The sequence below is a fragment of the Sandaracinaceae bacterium genome (assembly GCA_020633055.1).
Lineage (GTDB): Bacteria > Myxococcota_A > Polyangia > Polyangiales > Houyiibacteriaceae > JADJJE01.
Window position 1 is genome coordinate 113,405 of sequence record JACKEJ010000017.1, and the last position, 19,870, is coordinate 133,274.

Annotated in this window: 10 protein-coding genes and 1 pseudogene; 8 read left to right on the forward strand and 3 right to left on the reverse strand. The window is 70.4% G+C overall.

The window, feature by feature from the left end; translation table 11 throughout:
* Positions 1-6 precede the first annotated feature (6 nt).
* Together H6726_32035 and H6726_32040 are read left to right on the forward strand one after the other, a co-directional pair.
* A complete protein-coding gene (locus H6726_32035; protein ID MCB9662314.1) occupies positions 7-2,247 on the forward strand; it encodes an ATP-dependent DNA helicase RecG in 2,241 nt (746 codons plus the stop codon).
* Positions 2,244-5,276: a sulfatase-like hydrolase/transferase gene (locus H6726_32040; protein ID MCB9662315.1), complete on the forward strand. Its 3,033-nt coding sequence runs from the start codon at positions 2,244-2,246 to the stop codon at positions 5,274-5,276. Before H6726_32035 ends, H6726_32040 begins: the two co-directional genes overlap by 4 nt.
* 162 nt (positions 5,277-5,438) lie before the next feature.
* Here H6726_32040 and H6726_32045 read toward each other — a convergent pair whose 3' ends face one another.
* Positions 5,439-6,254: a hypothetical protein gene (locus H6726_32045; protein MCB9662316.1), complete on the reverse strand. Its 816-nt coding sequence runs from the start codon at positions 6,252-6,254 to the stop codon at positions 5,439-5,441.
* Positions 6,229-6,537: a hypothetical protein gene (locus tag H6726_32050; GenBank protein MCB9662317.1), complete on the reverse strand. Its 309-nt coding sequence runs from the start codon at positions 6,535-6,537 to the stop codon at positions 6,229-6,231. Before H6726_32050 ends, H6726_32045 begins: the two co-directional genes overlap by 26 nt.
* 239 nt (positions 6,538-6,776) lie before the next feature.
* On the opposite strand from H6726_32050, the gene H6726_32055 reads away from it, so the two are divergent.
* The 6 genes and pseudogenes from H6726_32055 to H6726_32080 all read left to right on the forward strand — a co-directional run bounded on the left by H6726_32055 (position 6,777) and on the right by H6726_32080 (position 14,250).
* Positions 6,777-7,019 (forward strand): DNA-directed RNA polymerase subunit omega, encoded by a 243-nt coding sequence (locus tag H6726_32055; protein MCB9662318.1) that lies wholly within the window; start codon positions 6,777-6,779, stop codon positions 7,017-7,019.
* Positions 7,020-7,258: 239 nt separating this feature from the next.
* A complete protein-coding gene (locus tag H6726_32060; GenBank protein MCB9662319.1) occupies positions 7,259-9,025 on the forward strand; it encodes a GAF domain-containing protein in 1,767 nt (588 codons plus the stop codon).
* Between the two features lie 190 nt (positions 9,026-9,215).
* The gene (locus H6726_32065; GenBank protein ID MCB9662320.1) at positions 9,216-10,166 is read left to right on the forward strand and encodes an acetyl-CoA carboxylase carboxyltransferase subunit alpha; all 951 of its coding nucleotides are present in this window, start codon (positions 9,216-9,218) and stop codon (positions 10,164-10,166) included.
* A gap of 188 nt (positions 10,167-10,354) precedes the next feature.
* Entirely contained in the window at positions 10,355-11,290 is a 936-nt protein-coding gene (gene ybgF, locus H6726_32070; GenBank protein MCB9662321.1) for a tol-pal system protein YbgF, read from the forward strand.
* Positions 11,287-11,565 (forward strand): annotated as a pseudogene (locus tag H6726_32075) (LysM peptidoglycan-binding domain-containing protein). Before ybgF ends, H6726_32075 begins: the two are co-directional and overlap by 4 nt.
* Before the next feature lie 861 nt (positions 11,566-12,426).
* Positions 12,427-14,250 carry a GAF domain-containing protein gene (locus H6726_32080; GenBank protein MCB9662322.1) on the forward strand — a complete coding sequence of 608 codons (1,824 nt, stop codon included), beginning with the start codon at positions 12,427-12,429 and terminating at the stop codon, positions 14,248-14,250.
* A gap of 210 nt (positions 14,251-14,460) precedes the next feature.
* Here the strand turns inward: H6726_32080 and H6726_32085 are convergent, their stop codons facing one another.
* The gene (locus H6726_32085) at positions 14,461-19,809 is read right to left on the reverse strand and encodes a hypothetical protein (protein ID MCB9662323.1); all 5,349 of its coding nucleotides are present in this window, start codon (positions 19,807-19,809) and stop codon (positions 14,461-14,463) included.
* Positions 19,810-19,870: the final 61 nt, after the last annotated feature.

Here is a 19,870-nt window from a genome sequence, read left to right on the forward strand (position 1 = left end):
AGGCACGTGGGCGCGACGGACCCCTCCACGATCACGCCCCCCCACCTCGAGGTGGGCTCGACGTCCGCAGCGTCGCGCACAGCGCGCGAGGGAGCGCCCGACGAGGGCGCGATCGACGCCATCCTGGCGGCGCCGGTGGAGACGCTGCCGGGCATCGGCAAGGTGTCGGGGAAGGCCCTGTCGGAGCGCGGCCTGTCGTCCGTCGGCGACCTCGTCTGGTTGCTCCCCCGCCGCTACGACGATCGACGTCTGGTGACGCCCATCGGTCGGCTCACGCCGGGAGCACGCCTGCTGACGGAGGGCGTCGTGCGGACGGTCACGCAACCGCCTCCGCGAGGACGCAAACGGCTGAGCGAGGTGCGCCTCGTGCCACGGCCGTCCGACCCCAGTGGTCACTATGGGCAGCTGCGATTGGTCTGGTTCCACGGGCTTCCGGGCCTCGCGCAGCGCTTCCCGGTGGGGGCCACCGTGCGCGTCTTCGGCCGCGTGGACGAGCACCGCGGGGTGCTCACCATCGCCCACCCCGAGCTCCCGAACGAGGCGGGGGCCATCGTCCCGCGCTATCCCGCCATCCCGGGCGTCACGCCTGCGGCTCTGCGCAAGGCGCTCGCCGCGGCGCTCGAGCGCGTCGGCGCGTTCGTGCCTGACATCATCCCCGACGCGGTCCGCGACCGAGGGGCGTTGGGCCCGGTGGGGGTCGCGCTCGCCGCGCTGCACGCGCCTCCGGCCGACCTGGACCCAGACGCGCTGGTCACGTGGAACGCCGGGGACACCGAGCACCACGGTCGCCTCGCGATCGAGGAGCTGTTCCTGCTCGAGCTCGCGCTCCAGCAGCGCAGGGCCGACGAGGCTGGGCTGCCCGCCCGCGCATGTGTCGCGCCAGCCGACGTTTGCCGTGCGGACGAGGGGAAGCTCCCCTTCTCGCTCACGGAGGATCAACGGCGCGTGCTGGGCGACGTGCGCCGGGACCTGGCGGCCACGACTCCCATGCGCCGCATGCTCCAAGGTGAAGTGGGCAGCGGCAAGACCGCTGTCGCGCTGCTGGCCAGCGCGCAGGTCGCCCACGTCGGCGCTCAGATCGCCTGGCTCGTACCCACCGAGGTGCTCGCGGAGCAGCACTTTCGGGGCATCACACGCCTGGCGGAGCCGATGGGGCTGCGGCCCGTGCTGATGGCGGGCAAGCTCCGCGCGCGCGAGCGGCGTGAGCGGCTCGCCTCGATCGCCAGCGGTGAGGCGAACATCATCGTCGGCACGCATGCCCTCTTGGGGGAGGCCGTCCAGTTCGACGACCTGGCCGCCGTGGTCGTCGACGAGCAGCACCGCTTCGGGGTCGCGCAGCGCTTGCAGCTGGTCGACAAGGCTGGCGGACGCGCGCCGCACCTCCTGGTCATGACGGCGACGCCCATCCCGCGCAGCTTGGCGTTGGCGCTCTACGGCGACCTCGAGGTCAGCACCATGCGCGGCCTGCCGCCGGGCCGGAAGCCCATCATCACGAAGCGCTACGCGTCGTCCGGGCGGGGGGAGGCATACCGCCAGCTCGAGCGTGCGCTGGCGTCTGGCGGGCGCGCGTTCGTCGTGTGCCCGACCATCGCCCCAGCGTCGGCGCGCGGGCGGGAAGACGACGACGAGGAGCAGGACCCATCCGGCCGCGGGGTCGTCGCGGTTCATCAGGAGCTGAGCGCCCGCTTGGACGTCCCTGTGGCCATGCTGCACGCCAAGCTCGACCGCGAAGCGCGCGCGGAGGCCCTGGGTGCGTTTGCGGACGGGCGCGTCACGGTGCTGGTCGCGACGACCATCGTCGAAGTGGGCGTGGACGTGCCCGAGGCGAACGTCATCGTCGTGGAAGATGCCGACCGCTTCGGCCTGGCGCAGCTCCACCAGCTGCGTGGGCGGGTGGGGCGCGGTGAGCGCCAGAGCGCATGCCTGCTGGTGCACGCGGACGCGCTCACCCCGGACGCGGAGCTTCGTCTCGCGGCCATGTGCGCCACCACCGATGGCTTCGAGCTCGCGGAGCGGGACCTCGCCATCCGTGGCCCTGGGCAGCTCTTTGGGGTTCGCCAGGCGGGCGCCGCGGGGTTCCGCTTCGCCGATCTGTTTCGGGACCTCGAGCGCTTGGAGCTCGCGCGGTCCTTGGCGCGCGCGCTCCACGCGGACGACCCGTCGCTGTCGGCGCCGCACCATGCGCGGGCGCGGCACGCCGTGCGCCGGGTGCTCGAGCAGGCCATCGTGGCGGAGGAGTCCGGATGACCGCGAGCGAGCCACCCCGCGGCCCGACCTGGGCGCCCCGCGTGTTGCTGGCGGGCGTGCTCGTCTCCGCGCTCGACATCGGCCTCGCCGTCGCGACGCCGACCTGGTCACTGTTCCTGGGACAGGCTGAGCGCCACACCTTCGTGGCACTGGCGCTCACGGCTGGTGTGGGAGGCGCGGCCGCTTGCTACGCGCTCGGACACGCGCTCGCCCGCGTCGCCCCAGACGCCGAGGGGCGCGCGCGGCTGCTGTGTGTGATCGTGTTCGCGCTCGCCACCGTGGTGCTCTACCTGCTGACCTCGGGGCGTCGGGTGCACGACTCCCCCCTGCGCGTCCCCCTGGTGTCCCTGGTAGCCGCCATCCCAGCCTTTACCGTGCTGAAGCTGGGCGCGCGCTTCGATGCCCGAGCGCGCGCGGGCGGGAGCGCGACGTTGGCGCTCGGGGTGCTCGCCCTCGCTCTGGCTGCGGGCGTGGCCGACGCGTTCCTGCTGCGGCGCCTGTACCCCGTGTTCCACGGCACGCTCGCCGCTCTCGTGCTGGTGTTCGTGTCGGTCGCGACGTGGCTCGCCCCCCTCCGCGACCGACGCTCCTCTCCGCGCCTGCTGGCAGTGCTCGTCGGCGTCGCGTTGCTTGGTCTGCCCATGGCGGTGTGGCGTGCCCTGAGCGCCCCCAACGTGGCGTTCGTCGTCGCGGAGTACACGGGGGTCAGCGGTCGGACGCTGCAGCTGGCCGAGCGGCTCCTGACCTTCGCGAACACACGGGGCGACGCGACGGACGACCTCACGGGCCCACGGCAGGGGGACGCTGCGTCCGAGATGGATGCGCCGGACCTGCGCACCGGGCTGCGCCTGACGTCCCGCAACGTGTTGCTGATCACGGTGGACGCGCTCCGCGCGGACCGCCTGCGCAGTCCCCGTCACGCGACACCGCAGCTGGACGCGCTTGCGGACGAGTCCGCGGTGTTCGAGCGCGCTTATACGCCCACGCCACACACCAGCTATGCGCTGTCCAGCCTGCTGACGGGGAAGTACCTGAGGCCCGTGCTGGACCTGCCGGGCGCGCCCTCCACGCACGTCGCGTTGCCCGAATTGCTGCGTCGCTATGGGATGCGCACAGCCGCGTTCTACCCACCCGCCATCTTCTTCGTCGATGCCCATCGCTTCGAGGCGTTGCGCGAGGCGCGCTTCGGGTTCGAGTACCAGAAGGAGATGTTCGCCCCCGCGCACCGGCGCGTCCGGCAGCTGCGCGAGTACCTGCAATCGCTGGAGCAGGAGGGGGGAGGCGAGCGCGACGTCTTCGCGTGGGTGCATCTGTTCGAGCCGCACGAGCCCTACGATCCAGACCCGCGCTTCGCCCGCGGCGACTCCGCCGAGGAGCGCTACGACGCCGAAGTGGCCGCGGCGGACGACGCCATCGGTGACCTCGTGCGCGTGTTCCGGCGCTACCGCCCCGGGGCGACGGTCATCGTGACGGCGGACCACGGCGAGGAGTTCGGCGACCACGGTGGGCTCTACCATGGGTCCACGCTGTACGAGGAGCAGGTCCGGGTGCCGCTCCTGTGGTCCACTCCCGAGCTCGTTCATCCGTTCGAGAGCCACGCGCCCGTCGAGCTGGTGGACATCGCCACCACGATCCTCGCGGCGCTGGGGATCCCGCGGGACGCACGCATGCGCGGGGACGACTTGGGCCCGCTGTTGGTCCATCAGGAGGGAGGACCGCGCTATGCATTTGCCGAGGTCGGCGACGCGCGCATGGTCACCGACGGATTGTACAAGGCCATCTGCGCGACCGAGTCCACCGCTTGTCAGCTCTATGATCTCACGCGCGACCCGGGCGAGCGGCGGAACGTCGCCCACTCGCACCCCGAGGTCCTCGCGCGGCTGCGTGGGGCGCTGAGCGGCTTCGTGGCGAGCATCCCCGATGTGGAGGCCATGGCGATGGCGGGTTCTCAGGCGTGGCCCGAGGCGTTGGCGCGCGCGGAGCTCGGAGACGCGTCGGTGGCGCCCGAGCTGATGCCGTTGTTGGGCGACACACGCGCGACCGTGCGGGCGGGGACCGCCCGTCTGCTGGGGCGCCTCCGCCACCTGCCAGCGCTGCACACGCTGATCCGCATCCGTGACCAGGACGATGACCAGGCCGTGCGAGACGAAGCCGCGCTCGCCTCCCTCGCGCTCGGCGACGAAGGCAGCTCTGGGCTCGTGCGCGCGCTGGTCTCCCGGCCCGACACCAGCCTGGAGCTGCGGCGTCGTGGCGCCCTCGTGCTGGCCGCACGTGGGGACCGCGCTGGCGCGTCAGTCCTCGACGCATGGGCCGCGGACGCGAGCGCAGAAGAGGGCGAGCGGCGTTCTGCTGTCCTGGCCCTCGGCGCGCTGCGCGCCGCCGCATCCCTCGATACGCTCGTCACCCTGCTCAGCGACGTGCGGCTGGGACCAGCGGCCGCGACGGCCCTCGGGATGCTCGGCGATCGGAGGGCAGTGGGCCCGCTGCGGCGCAAGCTGCGCGACGAGCGTTACCTCCCGGCGCGCGCGGCGGAGGCTCGGGCGCTGACCGAGCTCGGCGACCGGGCGGTGATTCCGCTGCTCTGGCGCTACCTCGGCATGGAGCAGCCGGTGCCGGGCGGCGTCGCGCTGCTCGGGCAGCTGGGCGTCCTGCGCCGCCCGAGCGGACGCGGGCTGGTGCTGGGCGACGCCCCCGGTGCGCGGGTCGGTGAGTGGGTCTGCGCGGAGGAGGGCTGCGAGCCTCGCACCGACGCGCGCGTCGTGCTGCCGTCCAGCGGGGCTCCCCGCGGTGCGGTGCGTGTGGTGTGCGCAGTACGCTCGGAGCGCGAGGCTGTGCTGACGCTGCTCGACGTACGACGTGAGGTTCAGGCGGGGTCTTCGCAGGTCACGGTAGACGCCACGGGGCCGCTGGAGGTGTTGTCGTTCGCCCCTGCCGTCGGCGTCACGGTGGACGCGTGCGTGGTCGCTCCTGCACAGCGGGAGCTGCCCGCCCCTCCGCCCGAGCCCACTCCTGCGACGCCTCGCCCATAGCCGGGTGTCGTCTCATGCGACGCGCGCGCCCTCGTCACCGCTACACCATGGCGTGGCAGCGTCTTGCAGGGCGTCGTGCGCTTCTGACCCCAATGCCCGCCCGCCCGCCTGCACCGACGCCTAGAGCTCAGCGCGTGGCCGCGGGAGGGCGGCGGGGCCCAGTCAGTCCACGAACGCCCCACGGTATCGGTCGATCTCGCCAGCGACCACCCCCGGCGCAGCGGCGAGGTCGTCCTCGGAGATGACCAGCGGGTCGGCTCCCGCTCGCTCGACGACCAACGACGTCACGCGGTGAGCCCCCCGTAGTGTGTCCCAGCCAGCTCGCTCGGCGAGGGCGACCTCGCGGACATCCCGCCAGGCAGCGCTGCGCGCACCTCGCGCATCACGGACGATGAGCGCCTCGGGCGTGAGCACCAACGCCACCCCGCGCCGCGCCCGCCAGGTCGCACGGCCTCGCAGCCAGAAGAGCGCGAGGGGAGCGCACGCGAGCGCCGTCGCGCCGAGCGTCCAGGGGGCACGGAGCAGCGGGACCGCCAGCGCGTGGACGCCGAGCAAGACCCCGAACACGACCCCTGCGTACGGAGCGCGCCACCACGCCCCCCGTCCGCTCGGAACGATGCGGCAGTCAGGGTGGCGCCCGGGGTCGTCCACGACGTCGTCGAAGCGCTGCGCGGGCGGGACGCGCATGCGTGGCGCGTCGGGCGGGGCCCCCCGCTCCGCAGTCGTGCTCGGTGCGAGCTGGTCGACAGGGGTCGTCTCCCTCAGCGTCGTCGCCATGAGGCGCGCACGGCGCCGCACGGCCAGGGAGGCGCCAACCCGCACTAGCGCCAGGGAGGCCGCAAAGTGGAGGCCGAGGGACAGCGCGTCGACCGGCGCGCCCTGAGCGACACGCGCCACGGACGTGCCGGCGCAAAGCAGCAGCACCGCGAGCGCGCTCAGGGGAGGCGCTTGGTCACTGGGCGTCGGCACACTGGGCATGGACGGTGCCGGCGGCGGCAGCGCAGTGCTGCACGAGGCGGTCGAGGCGCGCTTCGAGGTCCGCGTCGCGCACTCCCTCCGCGTCGGCGCGGGCCTGGGCCACCTCTGCGCCACATCGTTCAGCCGCTCCCTGCCGTTCCGAGCAGCCTAGCGTCCCATCCTGAGCGCGGGCGCCGAGCTCGCTGACGCGCGCCTCGTGCACCTGGAGTGTGCGGAAGTCGGGGGCGGCGGCCGGTCGCTGCGACGCCCCGCAGGCGAGGGAGCACGCCATCGCGAGGGACATCGCGGTAGCGCGCAGAGGAGGGTCGCGACGGGGACGACGCTGAGACGGTGGGCGCATGGCGCTCATGAGTCCCGTCGGTAGTCGACATGCGCTCCCGGATCAAGAGCGCACGCGAGGGTTCGGGTCCTCGGGGTCCGACAGGCGCCGCCGGAGCGGCGCCGCTGGCGCGGGCGTATTCGCCGCAATTGCGGTGCCGGGCGCGAGCTGCTACCCTCCGCGACCCAATCACTGGAGTATCCATGGCCCGCGTCACCGTCGAAGATTGCCTCGAGCACGAAGAGAACCGTTTCGCCCTGGTGGTGCTGGCTGCCCGCCGCACGCGTGAGCTCATGAAGGGCGCGCCCGCCCTCGTCGCCAGCAAGAACCGCCCCGCCGTCACGGCCCTGCGCGAAATCGCGAAGCAGCGCGTGTCGTTTGCGACCCCCGTGAAGGACGCGGTCGACGTCTACATCGCCGAAACGAAGGCCGCCGAGGGCGCCTGAGCCCAGCCAGGGGCGGCGCGACCTGCGGAGCTTCGGCTCATCCTTTGGTCGAAGCCGAGAGCAGGAAGAGAGCGGCCCCCTGGGCCGCTTTTTTCGTGTGCGCGTGACGGACCGGAAGCAGCGCGGATGGCACGTCGCGTGGACTCACGCCGAGAAAACGAGCGCGTGGCGCTTGCAGCTTTACTTCCACCCGCCGCGGTCGTTACCATCGCGGCTCTCGCAGCTCGCTTTGCGCTTACATGGCCAGAATTACGATCATCGGGGCAGACGGTCAGCAAGACCGTGAATTGCTCGCCCACAACACCCTCGGACGCCATCCGAACAACACCCACCAGGTGCTCGACCGGATCGTGTCCAAGGAGCACTGCCACATCGACCAGGTCGATGGTGGGTACATCTTGCGCGACCTGGGCTCGTTGAACGGGACGTTCGTGAACGGCGCGCGCGTGGGCGACCACCCGCTGCGGGACGGCGACGAGATCATGATGGGCTCCACGCGCATCATCTACCGCGCGGATGGCGGCGCCCCCGAGCCGTCCGCCCCCGCCCGCAACCAGACCATCGAGCAAGCCGGCTTCGGCGTTGCCCCCCAACGCCCCTCGGACGCAAGGCCGGCCCAGCCGCCCTCGGCGCTCACCTCCGCGGCTGCGGCGACGGCCCTCGCGGCAGCTGCGGCTCAGCCCAGGAAGCGCCAGGCGTCCGTCACGATGGCTCCCGGGATGGTCGAGAGCCATATCCGCACCAAGCTCGATGCCGTCCTAGAGCAGTCCTTCGTGCCGGCCAGCATGGTGCACGATACCGAGGCGCTGAAGCGGGACTACGAGAAGCTGCGCGTCAGCTACGAGATGATGCGGGCCATCGGGGTCGAGCTCGACGTGGACAAGCTGCTGACCAAGATCCTCGCGGCGGCGTTCCAGATCCTGCCCGCCGATCGTGGCGTGATTCTGCTGTACGACGACAACAAGGAGCTCACGCCGCGCTGCGTGCAGACGAAGCGCCAGCAGGCCGAAGGCGAGGAGGTGGTGCTGTCCACCACCATCATCGACCAGGTCCTGCGGGACAAGGCCGCCGTCCTCTCGAGCGACGCCTCCGTGGACTCGCGCTTCTCCGGGGCGCACTCGATCATCATGCAGGGCATCCGCTCCAGCATGGCGGTGCCACTGCTGCACGCTGGCGAGGTGTTCGGCATCATGTTGCTGGACTCGCAGATCGCAGCGAACGCGTTCAACGAGAAGGACCTGCAGCTCTTCCAGAACGTCGCGAACCAGGCCGCCATCGCCATCCAGAACAGCCTCTTCGCGCAGCGCCTCGAGGCCGAGGCCGTCACGCGCGAGCGCTTCCAGCGCCTGCTCTCGCCTGCCATCGCCGAGCAGGTGCTGCTGGGCAAGGTCGAGGTCAAGAAGTACGGCGAGGCGCGCCCCACGACCGTCCTCTTCAGCGACATTCGCGGCTTCACCTCCATGAGCGAGGCCATCCCGGCGCGTGAGATGGTGGACATGCTCAACGAGTACTTCGAGCTGATGGTGGACATCATCTTCAAGTACCAGGGCACCCTCGACAAGTTCGTCGGGGACGAGATCATGGCGCTCTACGGTGCGCCGGTGTCCTACGGGGACGACGCCGTGCGCGCCGTGCGCACCGCCCTCGAGATGTACCAGGTGCTGGACCAGCTCAACGAGCGACGCAGCGCCGAGGGCAAGCAGCCCATCCGTATCGGCATCGGCATCAACACGGGCGAGGTCGTCGCGGGCTACCTCGGCAGCTCCAAGGCGCTCGAGTACACGGTCATCGGTGACTCGGTGAACGTCGGGGCCCGACTGTGTTCACACGCTGCGGCAGGGGAATGTCTGATCAGCGAGTGGACCTACAACGAGGTCAAGGACTACTTCGAGTTCGATCCTCCGCGTGAGATCCAGGCCAAGGGCAAGGCCAAGCCGCTGCAGGTGTACAACGTGCTGCGCGCCAAGCCGCTCCAGGGCTGGGACGACCGTACGGCCAGCAGCTGAGCCGGGCGCGGCGTGGTGGCCAACGCGGGCCGCAGGGGCGCCGCCCGGAAGCCGCGTCACGTGGTGCTCTCCAGTGTGGCCACCAGAGGGGCTCGTGACACGGTGTGGCAGCTCGTCCGGGTCCGCGTAGTGAGCGACCTCGGCCTCTTCTCCGCTAGCCGCCGCCGCGTATCCAAGCTACCTCTACGGCGTGGCACACCTCGACTTCGAGAAACCGCTGGTGGAGTTGGAGCGGCGCATCCAGGAGCTGCGTGCGGCGGCAGGACCAGGCGATGACGTCTCCGCCGAGGTCAACGCGCTCCTGTCCCACGCACAGAGCCTTCAGCGCGAGCTGTACGCAGAGCTCAGCGAGTGGCAGAAGGTCCAGCTCAGCCGGCACCCCGAGCGGCCGTACTTCCTGGACTACTTGGGGGCCATCTTCGACGACTTCCTGGAGCTGCACGGGGACCGCGCGTTCTCGGACGACCCAGCCATCGTCAGCGGCTTCGCGCGCCTCGATGGGCGGGCCGTCGCCGTCATCGGCCACCAGAAGGGGCGCACCACGAAGGAGAAGGTGCGTCGCAACTTCGGTATGGCCCACCCCGAGGGGTACCGAAAGGCGGTGCGCATCATGGAGCTGGCGGGTCGCTTCGGCCGCCCCGTGTTCACGTTCATCGACACCCCCGGGGCCTATCCCGGGATCGGCGCCGAGGAGCGCGGGCAAGGCGAGGCGATCGGCCAAGCGCTGCTCAGCATGTCGAGGTTGCCCGTGCCCGTGGTGGCCACGGTCATCGGGGAGGGGGGGTCGGGTGGCGCGCTGGGTCTCGGCGTGGCCAACCGCGTCCTCATGCTCGAGTACGCCACCTACAGTGTCATCACGCCGGAGGGCTGCGCGTCCATCCTCTGGCGAGACGGGGCCGAGGCACCCAAGGCGGCCGAGCAATTGAAGCTGCTCGCTTCGCACGCGCTGAAGAACGGCATTGTCGACGAGCTCGTCCGAGAGCCGCCAGGCGGGGCCCATCGCGACCCCACACAAGCCGCCCAAGCGCTGGGCGAGGCGCTGCGCCAGCATCTCGCGGAGCTGGACGGGCTGCCGGGACCAGAGCTCGTCGCGCAGCGCTACGCACGCTTCCGTGGCATCGGTCCCGTCGTCGGCGCGTGACGGGCGCGCAGCCTGCGGCCCGATGTGCCGCCGCGCTTTTTTGACGGGCCCGGCGCGCAGTCCTTACGATGTCTCCCAGGTGGCCCGGCGGCTGCCTCGGGATCAACGTGACTCGACTTCTCGCACTTGCGCTCCTCCTCGCGCTCGGCACTGGCTGCGGCGCCACCTCTGCTCGGCGTGGTGGGACCGTGCCCGACGGTGCGGACGCGCAGATTGCCGAGCTGGAGGAGGCGCGGCGACAGCAGGACGAAGAGATTCGTGCCCTGCGTAGCGAGCTCGCGCTTGCCCGCAGCGAGGCCGAGTCTCTGCGGACGGCCCAGGCGACCCAGCGCGTAGCGACCATCAGCATCCGGGCGAATGGTGCCGCGGCCGATGACGGGGCTGTGCCCTCTCAGTTCTCCGGCAGCAGCGACACCGACGGCGGCGCAGCGTGGATCGAGCCCGACGCCGGCGAGGTGGTCGTCGACGAGACCCCTCGTGGGGATGGTCCGCGTCCAGTTCTGCGCGTGCGTGGCGTTCCGAGCGCCGACATCCCGACCACGGTCATCCCGGAGGGGGCGGCGCCACCAGGCTTCGCGCCGAGCGCCGAGCGCGCACCGCTGCCGACCACGCAGGGACCGGAGGTCCCCGTGCCGCCGATTCCCGTGAACCCGCCGAGCGCCCCCCCGCCGTCATTTGGCGCGCCGCTCCCGGCGACCGTCGCGGCGGGTGGAGCCCTCACCCCAGTCGCGCCCGAGCCGCGCGTGCAGGCTCCCGACGTCGCCGTCGTCTCGTACCGGGCGGCGCTCGGGATGCTCCGAGACCGCGAATACGCGCAGGCGGTCGAGGGCTTCGACTCCTTCCTGGCGACCCACGCCCAGCATCCTTACGCGGCCAATGCGCGCTACTGGCGCGCGGAGGCTCTCTACGCACAGCGACGATACCGCGACGCCCTCCACGCGTTCGAGGTGTTCGTGCAGCGTCACGGCGGCCACTCGAAGGTCGCGGACGCGCTGCTCAAGATGGGTCTGTGCCACGCTCGCAGCGGCGACACAGGTCGCGCCAGGGCTCTGTTTCAGCGGGTGCAGCAGGAGTACCCGGACACCGTCGCGGCGCGCATCGCATCGCGGGAGGAAGCGTCATGAAGTCCTATCGCCGTATCGCGCTCGTCCTCGCGTTGCTTGGCGCCCCAGTGACATGGGTCTCGATCTCGACCGGCATCGTGCGGGCTCAGCGTCAGAGCGTACGCGTCGTCGGCGGCGGAGGCCCGGTCCCGGACGTCCACGTGGTTCGCACCGGGGATACGTTGTGGGACATCTCGGGCCGGTATCACGGCAACCCGTGGGAGTGGCCGCGCATCTGGTCCTACAACCCCGAGATCACGAACCCACACTGGATCTACCCGAGTGACCACGTGCGGCTTCGGCCGGGCGGCGTGGTCGACGCGTCTTCGCCGACGATTCAGCGCCGGCCCCGCGTCGCCGGCGGGACCATCTGGCTGCGCGACCAGGGCTACTTGGACACCGAGGCGCGCGAGCGCTCCGGCGTGATCGTGGGATCACGCGAAGACCAGATGCTCCTCACCGAGTACGACGAGGTCTACGTCCGCTTCGGGGAGGGGGTGACGCCAACGCCGGGCCGCAGCTACACCGTCTACCGCAACATCCGCAATGGTGAGCGCTCGGACAACGACAGCGGCGTCCTCGTGCGCGTGCTCGGCACGGTGCGACTGACTGACTACGACGCCGACCGCCAGCTCGGGCGCGCGACCATCACGGAGTCTCTGGAGCCCATCGAGCGCGGCTTCCTGATCGCCGAGATCGACAGGAACTTCTCCGTGGTGCCGCCCCGCGTGAACGCGACGGACGTCGACGCGACGATCGTCGCGCTCCTCCAGCCCACCGTGTTCCTTGCGGACCAGCAGCTCGGGTTTCTGGACAAGGGCAGCGCCGAAGGGGTCGAGCTGGGAAACCGTTTCTCCATCGTCCGCGCGGGCGACGAGTGGCGCGCGAGCCGCCCCGGGCACCGGACGGATCTCGGTGAGACCGTCCCCGACACGGAGCGCCCGGACGAGTACCCGGACGAGGTCGTGGCCGAGGCCCGCGTGGTGCAGGTGCGTGAACACACCTGCACCGTGATGATGACGACGTCGATCCGGGCGGTGGAGGTCGGTGATCGGGCGCAGATGCGCCGCGGCTTCTGAAGCGCCCCCGTGCCCGGCGACCGCTCTGGTCGCCGTAGCGATTGATCGCAAGGGCCCAGCTGGGCCAGACTCGGGTTCGTGCCCGATGGTCTCGACGTAGACGCCCTGCGTGCGTCCGTGAAGCGTGAGCAGCGCAAGCTGAAGGCGCTCCAGGACGTCGGCGCTGCGTTGGGCTCCACCCTCGACCTGCAAGAGCTGCTGACGTTGGTGGTCGACCGCATCTCCGAGGCGATGGAGGCGGATCGGAGCACGCTGTACGTCCTCGACGAGGACACCAACGAACTCTGGTCCAAGGTGGCGCAGGGGGAGCGCTGGCTCGAGATCCGGCTGCGCGTGGGTGATGGCCTCGCAGGCACCGTCGCGCTGACCGGCAAGACCCTCAACATCAAGGACGCGTATCAGGACCCTCGGTTCGATGCGGAGTGGGACCGCCGCTCGGGCTACCGCACCCGCTCCACGGTGTGCGTCCCCATGAAGAACCACCACGGCCGCATCATCGGCGTCGTGCAGTGCCTCAACAAGTCGGGCGAGGGCTACTTCAGCGTCGAGGACGAGGCGCTGCTGGGCGCTCTCGCCAGCCAGGCCGCCGTCTCCATCGAGAACTCCAAGCTGTTCTTGTCGATGATCGGCAAGAACATCGAGCTGCTGGAGGCACAGGAGAAGCTCCAGCAGAAGGTCCGCGAGCTCGACGTCCTGTTCGAGATCGCGCAGGTGTCGGCGAGCGCGACGGAGCTCGACGAGCTCCTCGAGGGCGTGCTGGCGCGGACGATGCGCGCCGTGAACGCCGAGGCTGCGTCCATCTTGCTGGCCGACTCGGACACGGGAGATCTCCGCTTCCGCGCTGCCGTCGGAGGCGAGCCCGAGGCCATCAAGCGTCTGCGCATCAAGGCGGGGCAGGGGATCTGCGGGTGGGTCGCTCAGCACCAACAGCATCAGGTGGTCAACGACGTCGACGCGGACCAGCGCCACAGCCGCAACATCTCGGAGAAGGTGGGCTACCACCCGCGCTCGTTGCTGTGTGTGCCGCTACGCTGGGACGACGGCATCGGCGCGGTGGAGCTGCTCAACAAGGCTGCGGGGAGCGAGGCGTTCACGGAGGACGACGTGAAGCTGGCCACCGTCATCGCGGGCCACATCTCCACGGCCATCACGCAGGCGCGCGGCCGTGAACGCCGCGCTCGGGAGCAGCGCCTCAGCACCATCGGGCAGTTCCTCTCGAGCGTTCTCCATGACCTCAAGACCCCCCTCACGGTCATCCAAGGTTACGCGAAGCTGCTCAGCAAAGAGGGGGACGCCGACAGGCGCGCCGAGTACGCGCAGACCATCCAACGCCAGGTCGACCTCCTCAACGTGATGACCAAGGAGACCCTCGCGTTCGCCCGGGGGGAGCGCACCATCTGGATCCGCAAGGTCTACGTCTACAAGTTCTTCGAAGAGGCGGCCGAGCAGCTCCGTCGCGAGCTGGAGCCGCGTGGGATCGCCCTCGACCTGCGGCTCGAGGAGCGGGGCACGGCATACTTCGACGAGACGAAGGTCCTGCGCGCGCTGCACAACCTGGCGCGCAACGCTGCGGAGGCGATCTCTGCGACGCGCGGACTCGAGGGGCGCTGCGTCCTCACGGTCTCCCGCGGCTCGAACGGCGCGCTGTGCATCGCGTTCTCCGACAACGGGCCCGGTGTGCCCGAGGAGATCCGCTCCCGTCTGTTCGAGTCGTTCACGACCCACGGCAAGCAGGGGGGGACGGGTCTCGGTCTCGCCATCGTCCACAGCATCGTCAGTGATCACGGGGGGAGCATCGCCGTGGAGAGCCAGCCCGGACTCACCACCTTTCGCATCGAGCTCCCCCAAGACGAGGCACACGAGGCCTCCTCCTCCGGCACCACGCGCGCGTCCGTTCACTGATCGCGGCGGAAGCGACGCGTCGCGCCACGGGCGCCGTGCCCCCCAGCGCCGCGGAACTCGGACGCTGTCGCTCGAGCCGCGCGCGCTGGGCCCCCAGGGTTGCCAGCGTACGCGCCGGTGCGCTCCCCGCAGGCCGCCCCCGCGACGTGTAGCGCGAACGCGCCCGGCCGACGGGGCGCTCCCATCGGCCGGCCACCGTTCGCGAGGGGCTCAGGTGCCGTTCCGCACCTGGAGCGTGTAGGGCGTGCAGGTTGGGGCCAACGACTGAGCGCGGTGCACGTGGATGAAGAACGTCCGGCTCGGCGCGCTGTTGCAGGCCGTCCCGTTGCTGCCCGCTGGCGCGCACTCCGTGGTGCGTTCGTTGGCGTTCAAGTCGTACTGCGTGATGTTGCGAGGCTGGCCACTCGTGCCCAAGCAGGAGGTGCCGGCGCGGCCCGTGTGCTGGGCGAGCGTCGAGCAGTCGTTCTGGTACACGTCGAACACCACGTCGCTGCTGACGGTTCCTGTGAACGTCACCTGCGGGCGGTAGCCCTCAGTCGCCGAGTTGTTCATGACCACCCGGTACCAGTCGCCATCGGCCATGAGATCGAGGTTGCCCGTGATGGTGCCGGACATCCCCTCGGTGAGGGTGTACTGGATGGCAGCCGACGTCGCCGCCGCGCAGCTGTTCACCGAGATGCTCTCGGGCAAGCACTCACAACCGTCGGAGGCCGTGGAGTTCGCGTCCAGGTAGCCGTTCGTGCACGAGGCGACCTGACACCCGCTCATGCCGCCGCACGACTCGTTCGCGTTGGGGAGGTTGCACAGGGCCACCGCTCCGTCGTCCACCATGCCGTCACAGTCGTTGTCCAGACCGTCGCAGATGTCGTTCGGGTTGTAGCTCGGGTGCGAGCTGGGGATCGGGCAGTTCTGGGGTACGCCGCCCATACAGCGTGCGAGGCTCTGCGTGCAGACGCCCAGGTTGCATGTCTGGTTGGCCGGGCTCGGCGTGACCGAGTTACACACGGGCGCGACCTGGTTCACGCACGTCGACGTGTTCTTGGCCTGACACAGGTTGTCACAGTCGAGGACCATCGTGCTGGGTGGCTGCGCGGGACAGACCTGCGGCGCCCCCTCACATCCGCCGGCACCGTTGCAGTCCACGGCCGTGGCCGGCGCGTTCTGTGCTGTGAAGCACTGGTCCGAGTTGGTTCCGCCCCAGCCCGAGAACCAGCCCGTGCAGGGCACCATCCCGCACTCGTTGATGGGGTCCTGGCCCGCAGGGATGGGGGAGCAGGTGCCCACGTTGCCGGCGACGTTGCAGGCCATGCACAGGCCGCCGCAGGAGTTGTTGCAGCACACGCCGTCTGCGCACGCGAGGCCGCCCGCGCAGTCCGACGTGATGGAGCACGTCTGACCCTGCGTGCGGAGGGGCTGACAGATGCCCATGCCACAGAACGCGCCCGCGTCGCACTGCGAGCTGTTGGTGCAGGAAGACGGGCACATCGGCGCCGTCTGCGAGACCGCCCCGTTGCACATCAGGTTGGTGTAGTTGCCGCACCCGTTGGCGAGGGTGCCGGACGTGCACGCGCTGTCGTCCGGGACGTTGGCGGTCGTGCTGCACTGCTTGGCGGCGGTGCAGACGGCGTCGTCGCGCGTGCCCTGGCAGGTCGACGGTGAGTCGCAGGCGGGGGCGCTGCCATAGCCGCCACAGTCGCTGGCGGTGGAGCAGCAGTCCCCGGTCGCGCAGCAGAAGCCGTTCTGGCAGTGGTTGCTCATGCACTGGCTGTTCGCGCTGCAGGCGTCGCCGTTGGCGCCGTCCGACACGCACATGCCGCCCATGCAGTTCGCGCTGGTGTCGCACTGCGAGTCGTTCGTGCAGCTGGTGCCACACGCCGGCGCAGACTGTGTCGCCGACCCGTTGCAGAAGCGGTCGGCGTACGTTCCGCAGGCGTTCGCGAGGGTCCCCGCCGTACACGCGCTGTCGTCGTCGATCTCGGGCGACATGCTGCAGACGAAGCCGCTGCAGACCGCGTCGTTACGGTGACCGTCGCACGCGGCGGCGGTGTCGCAGACGGGGGCCACCGTGAACATGGCGGCCGGACACTCGGCGGCCGACGAACAGCAGACACCGCCCGAGCAGCAGCGGTTGTTGCTGCAGTGACCGGAGACGCAGTCCGAGGGCTCGTCGCACGTGCTGCCGTCCGCGAGGTCTGGTGTGCACAGGTTGGAGTCGCAGTGCGCGTTCGCGTCGCAGTCTCCATCGGCGGAGCACATGGCCGAGCAAGCCGGGGCCATCTGGTCCGCCGCGCCGTTGCAGAACACGGTCGGGTAGGGGCCGCACAGGTTCGCCACCGTCACCGCCGAGCAGGCCGTGTCGTCCGGCACGTTGGGCACCGTGGCGCAGGAGAAGGCCACGCAAGCGGCGTCGTCGCGCGTGCCCTGGCACATCGCGGCGTTGTCGCAGGCCGGGCTCCGGCGGAAGGATCCCGGACAGTCCGTCGCGGTGGAGCAGCAGGTGCCGCCCGAGCAACAGAAGCCGTTGTTGCAGATGCCGCTGGTGCACGCCGCGGCGCCCAGCCCGCTGCACGACCCACCGTCCGGTAGGTCGGGCACGCACAGGCCACCGCTGCAGTGAGCGTCCACGTCGCAGTCGCCGTTGCCACTGCAGCTGCTGCCGCACACCGGGGCCACCTGCGACGCGAGGCCGTTGCAGAACCGGCTGGGGTAGGGACCACAGGAGCTCGCCAAGACGCCTGCGTTGCAGGCCGTGTCGTCGGGGACGTTGGTGGTGGTGCCGCAGATGTTGCCTGCGCACACCGCATCGGAGCGGGAGCCCTGACACGTCGCCGGATCACTACAGAGCGGCGCGGACCGGTAGCTCGCGGGGCAGTTGCTCGCGGTCGAGCAGCAGTCGCCGCTCGCGCAACAGCGGTCGTTCTGGCAGTGACCCGAGATGCAGTCGGACGCCTCGTCGCAGGAGTTGCCGTCCGTCAGGTCGGGGAGGCACAGGCCGCCGTCGCAGTGAGCGTTCGCGTCGCAGTCCGCGTCGGTCGTACACCCCGTGCTGCACGTGGGCGGCGCCTGCACCGGCTGCCCGTTGCACGTCACGCTCGGGAAGAAACCACAGGTGTTCGCGACCACCAGGTTGTCGCAAGCGCTGTCGTCCTCGACGCCGGAGATGGTTCCGCACTGGTTCGACGCGCTGCAGGTCGCGTTCGAGCGCGTGCCCTGGCAGGTCGCGGCCGTGTTGCACACGGGCGCGGTGCTGTAGCTCGCCGGACAGTTGGCCGCGGTCGAGCAGCAGTCGCCTGTCGCGCAGCAGAACCCGTTGGCGCAGTGACCCGCGATGCAGTCCGAGTCCTCGTCGCAGCTCGAGCCGTTGGGCAGGTCCGCGACGCACGTGGTGTCGCAGTGCGCCGACGCGATGCACTCGCTGTCCTGTGTGCACGCAGCCGCGCACACCGGGGGCACCTGGGTCTCGGTCCCGGTGCAGTACTGAGGTGGGTTCAGGTCGCAGTCGAGGGCCATGGAACCGGCCGTGCAGCCGCGGTCGTCGTCGATGGGTGCCGTCGTGCCACACTGGTTGTTGCTACACGTCGCGTCCGTGCGGGGGCCCTGACACGTCGACTGCGTGGTGCACGTCGCCGCCGAACGGTAGCTGGCGGGGCAGTTCGTGGGCGTCGCGCAGCAGTCGCCGGACGCGCAGCAGAAGCCGTTCATGCAGTGCGACGACGTGCAGTCCGAGTTCTCGTCACACACCTCGCCGTTGGCGACGTCCAAGAGACACTGGCCGTTGTCGCAGTGGGCGTTCGCGTCGCAGTCGCCGTCCACGGTGCAGGACGTGGCGCACACGGGCGCCGTCTGGTCGACCGCGCCGTTGCACGTGACGGACGGGTACGTGCCGCAGTTGCTCGACACGCTGGACGTGTTGCAGCCGGAGTCGTCCGGGACACCCGCGACCGTGCCGCACTGCGACATGGTGCAGGTGGCGTCCGACCGGGTGCCCTGACACGTCGTGGTGTTGCCGCATGCGCTGGGCGACCGGAAGCTGGCCGGGCAGTTGGCCGCCGTCGAGCAGCACACGCCGGACGCACAGCAGTACCCGTTCTGACAGTGCCCTGCGACACAGTCCGAGTCCTCGTCGCACACTCCACCGTCCGGAATGTTGGGGATGCACACGCTGTCGCAGTGGGAGCCCATGTCGCACTGGCTGTCCAGCGTGCAGGTCGAGCCGCAGGGGGGGCGAGTTTGGGTGGGCATGCCATTGCAGAACACCGAGGGGAAGGACGCGCAGGTGTCGGCGACGGTCATGGTCCCGCAGCCCGTGTCGTCCTGGATGCCCGCCATGGTGCCGCACACGTTCGCGACGCAGGTCGCGTCGGAGCGCGTGCCCTGACAGGTTGCCGCGTCCGTGCACACCGACGCCGAGCTGTACGATGCGGGGCACTGAGAAGCCATCGCGCAGCAGTCGCCGCCGGAGCAGCAGAAGTTGTTCTGGCAGTGCGACGACGTGCAGTCCGAGTTCTCGTCGCACGCGTTGCCGTCCGGGAGGTCGAGCAGGCACAGGTTGTTGTCACAGTGGGCGTTGGCGTCGCAGTCTGCGTCGACATTGCACGACGTCGCGCAGGACGGCGCGGTCTGGTCGGTCGTGCCCGCACAGAACACGGACGGGTACGGACCGCAGTTGCTGGCCTCGATGCTGCTGGTGCAGCCCGAGTCGTTCGGCGCCCCGTTGAGCGCCACGCACTGGAAGTCCGCTCCGCAGCTCACGGAACCGATCGTTCCCTGGCACATGGGCCGGTCGCTGCAGATCACGCCGACGCCTGGGTAGCCAGGGCAGTTCGAGTCCTGCGCGCAGCACGTCCCGCCCGAGCAACAGAACCCGTTCTCGCAGTGGTTCGTTCGGCAGTCGCTGTCGACGGTGCATGCGCTGCCGTCGGGGAGGTCGTCCACACAGACGCCCGCGTCGCAGTGCGCGGACTCGATGCACAGGTCGTCGTTCTCGACGCCGTTCACCTCGCAGCTGCCGGCGCAGACGTCGCCGTTCTCCATGCCGCCGATGCACGTGTAGCGCCCACAGCTCGTCACCGTGACTTGCTCACACGTCCCGTTCGAGCAAGCCGCGCCAGGCGAGGACTCGTAGCGGGTCCCGTTGAAGCGACAGCCCTGCTGCACGCAGTCGATGGGCATGTTGTCGGCGAGCGTGTCGCAGTCGTCGTCGTCCCCGTTGCACAGCTCGTCCGCGTCCGGGTGCACCAGCTCGTCCGCGTCGTTGCAGTCCGGCCCGTCGCAGAACACGCCTTCGCCGTAGCCGTCGTCATCCTCGTCGATGCAGCAGCCCTCCGTCGGGAGGCAGTAGTAGCGGCCGGGGCGCGTGGCGAGCTCCGCGGCCTCGAACGTGCGCGGGCAGATCGCGAACTCGTTGGCCACGCGCTCGAGGCAGAGGGTCGCTTCCCCGAAGGGCACACACTCGGATCCCTCGGGGCACTGGTCGTCCGCCACGCACTCTTGACAGAGCCCCGTCTGAGGGCCGGAGTCCACCCCAGCGTCGGCGCCCATGTCGGTCCCCCCGCCCATGTCGGAACCCGCGTCTTCCTCCCCTCCCGCATCCGGGTCGGGGGGTGCCCCTTTGTGCACA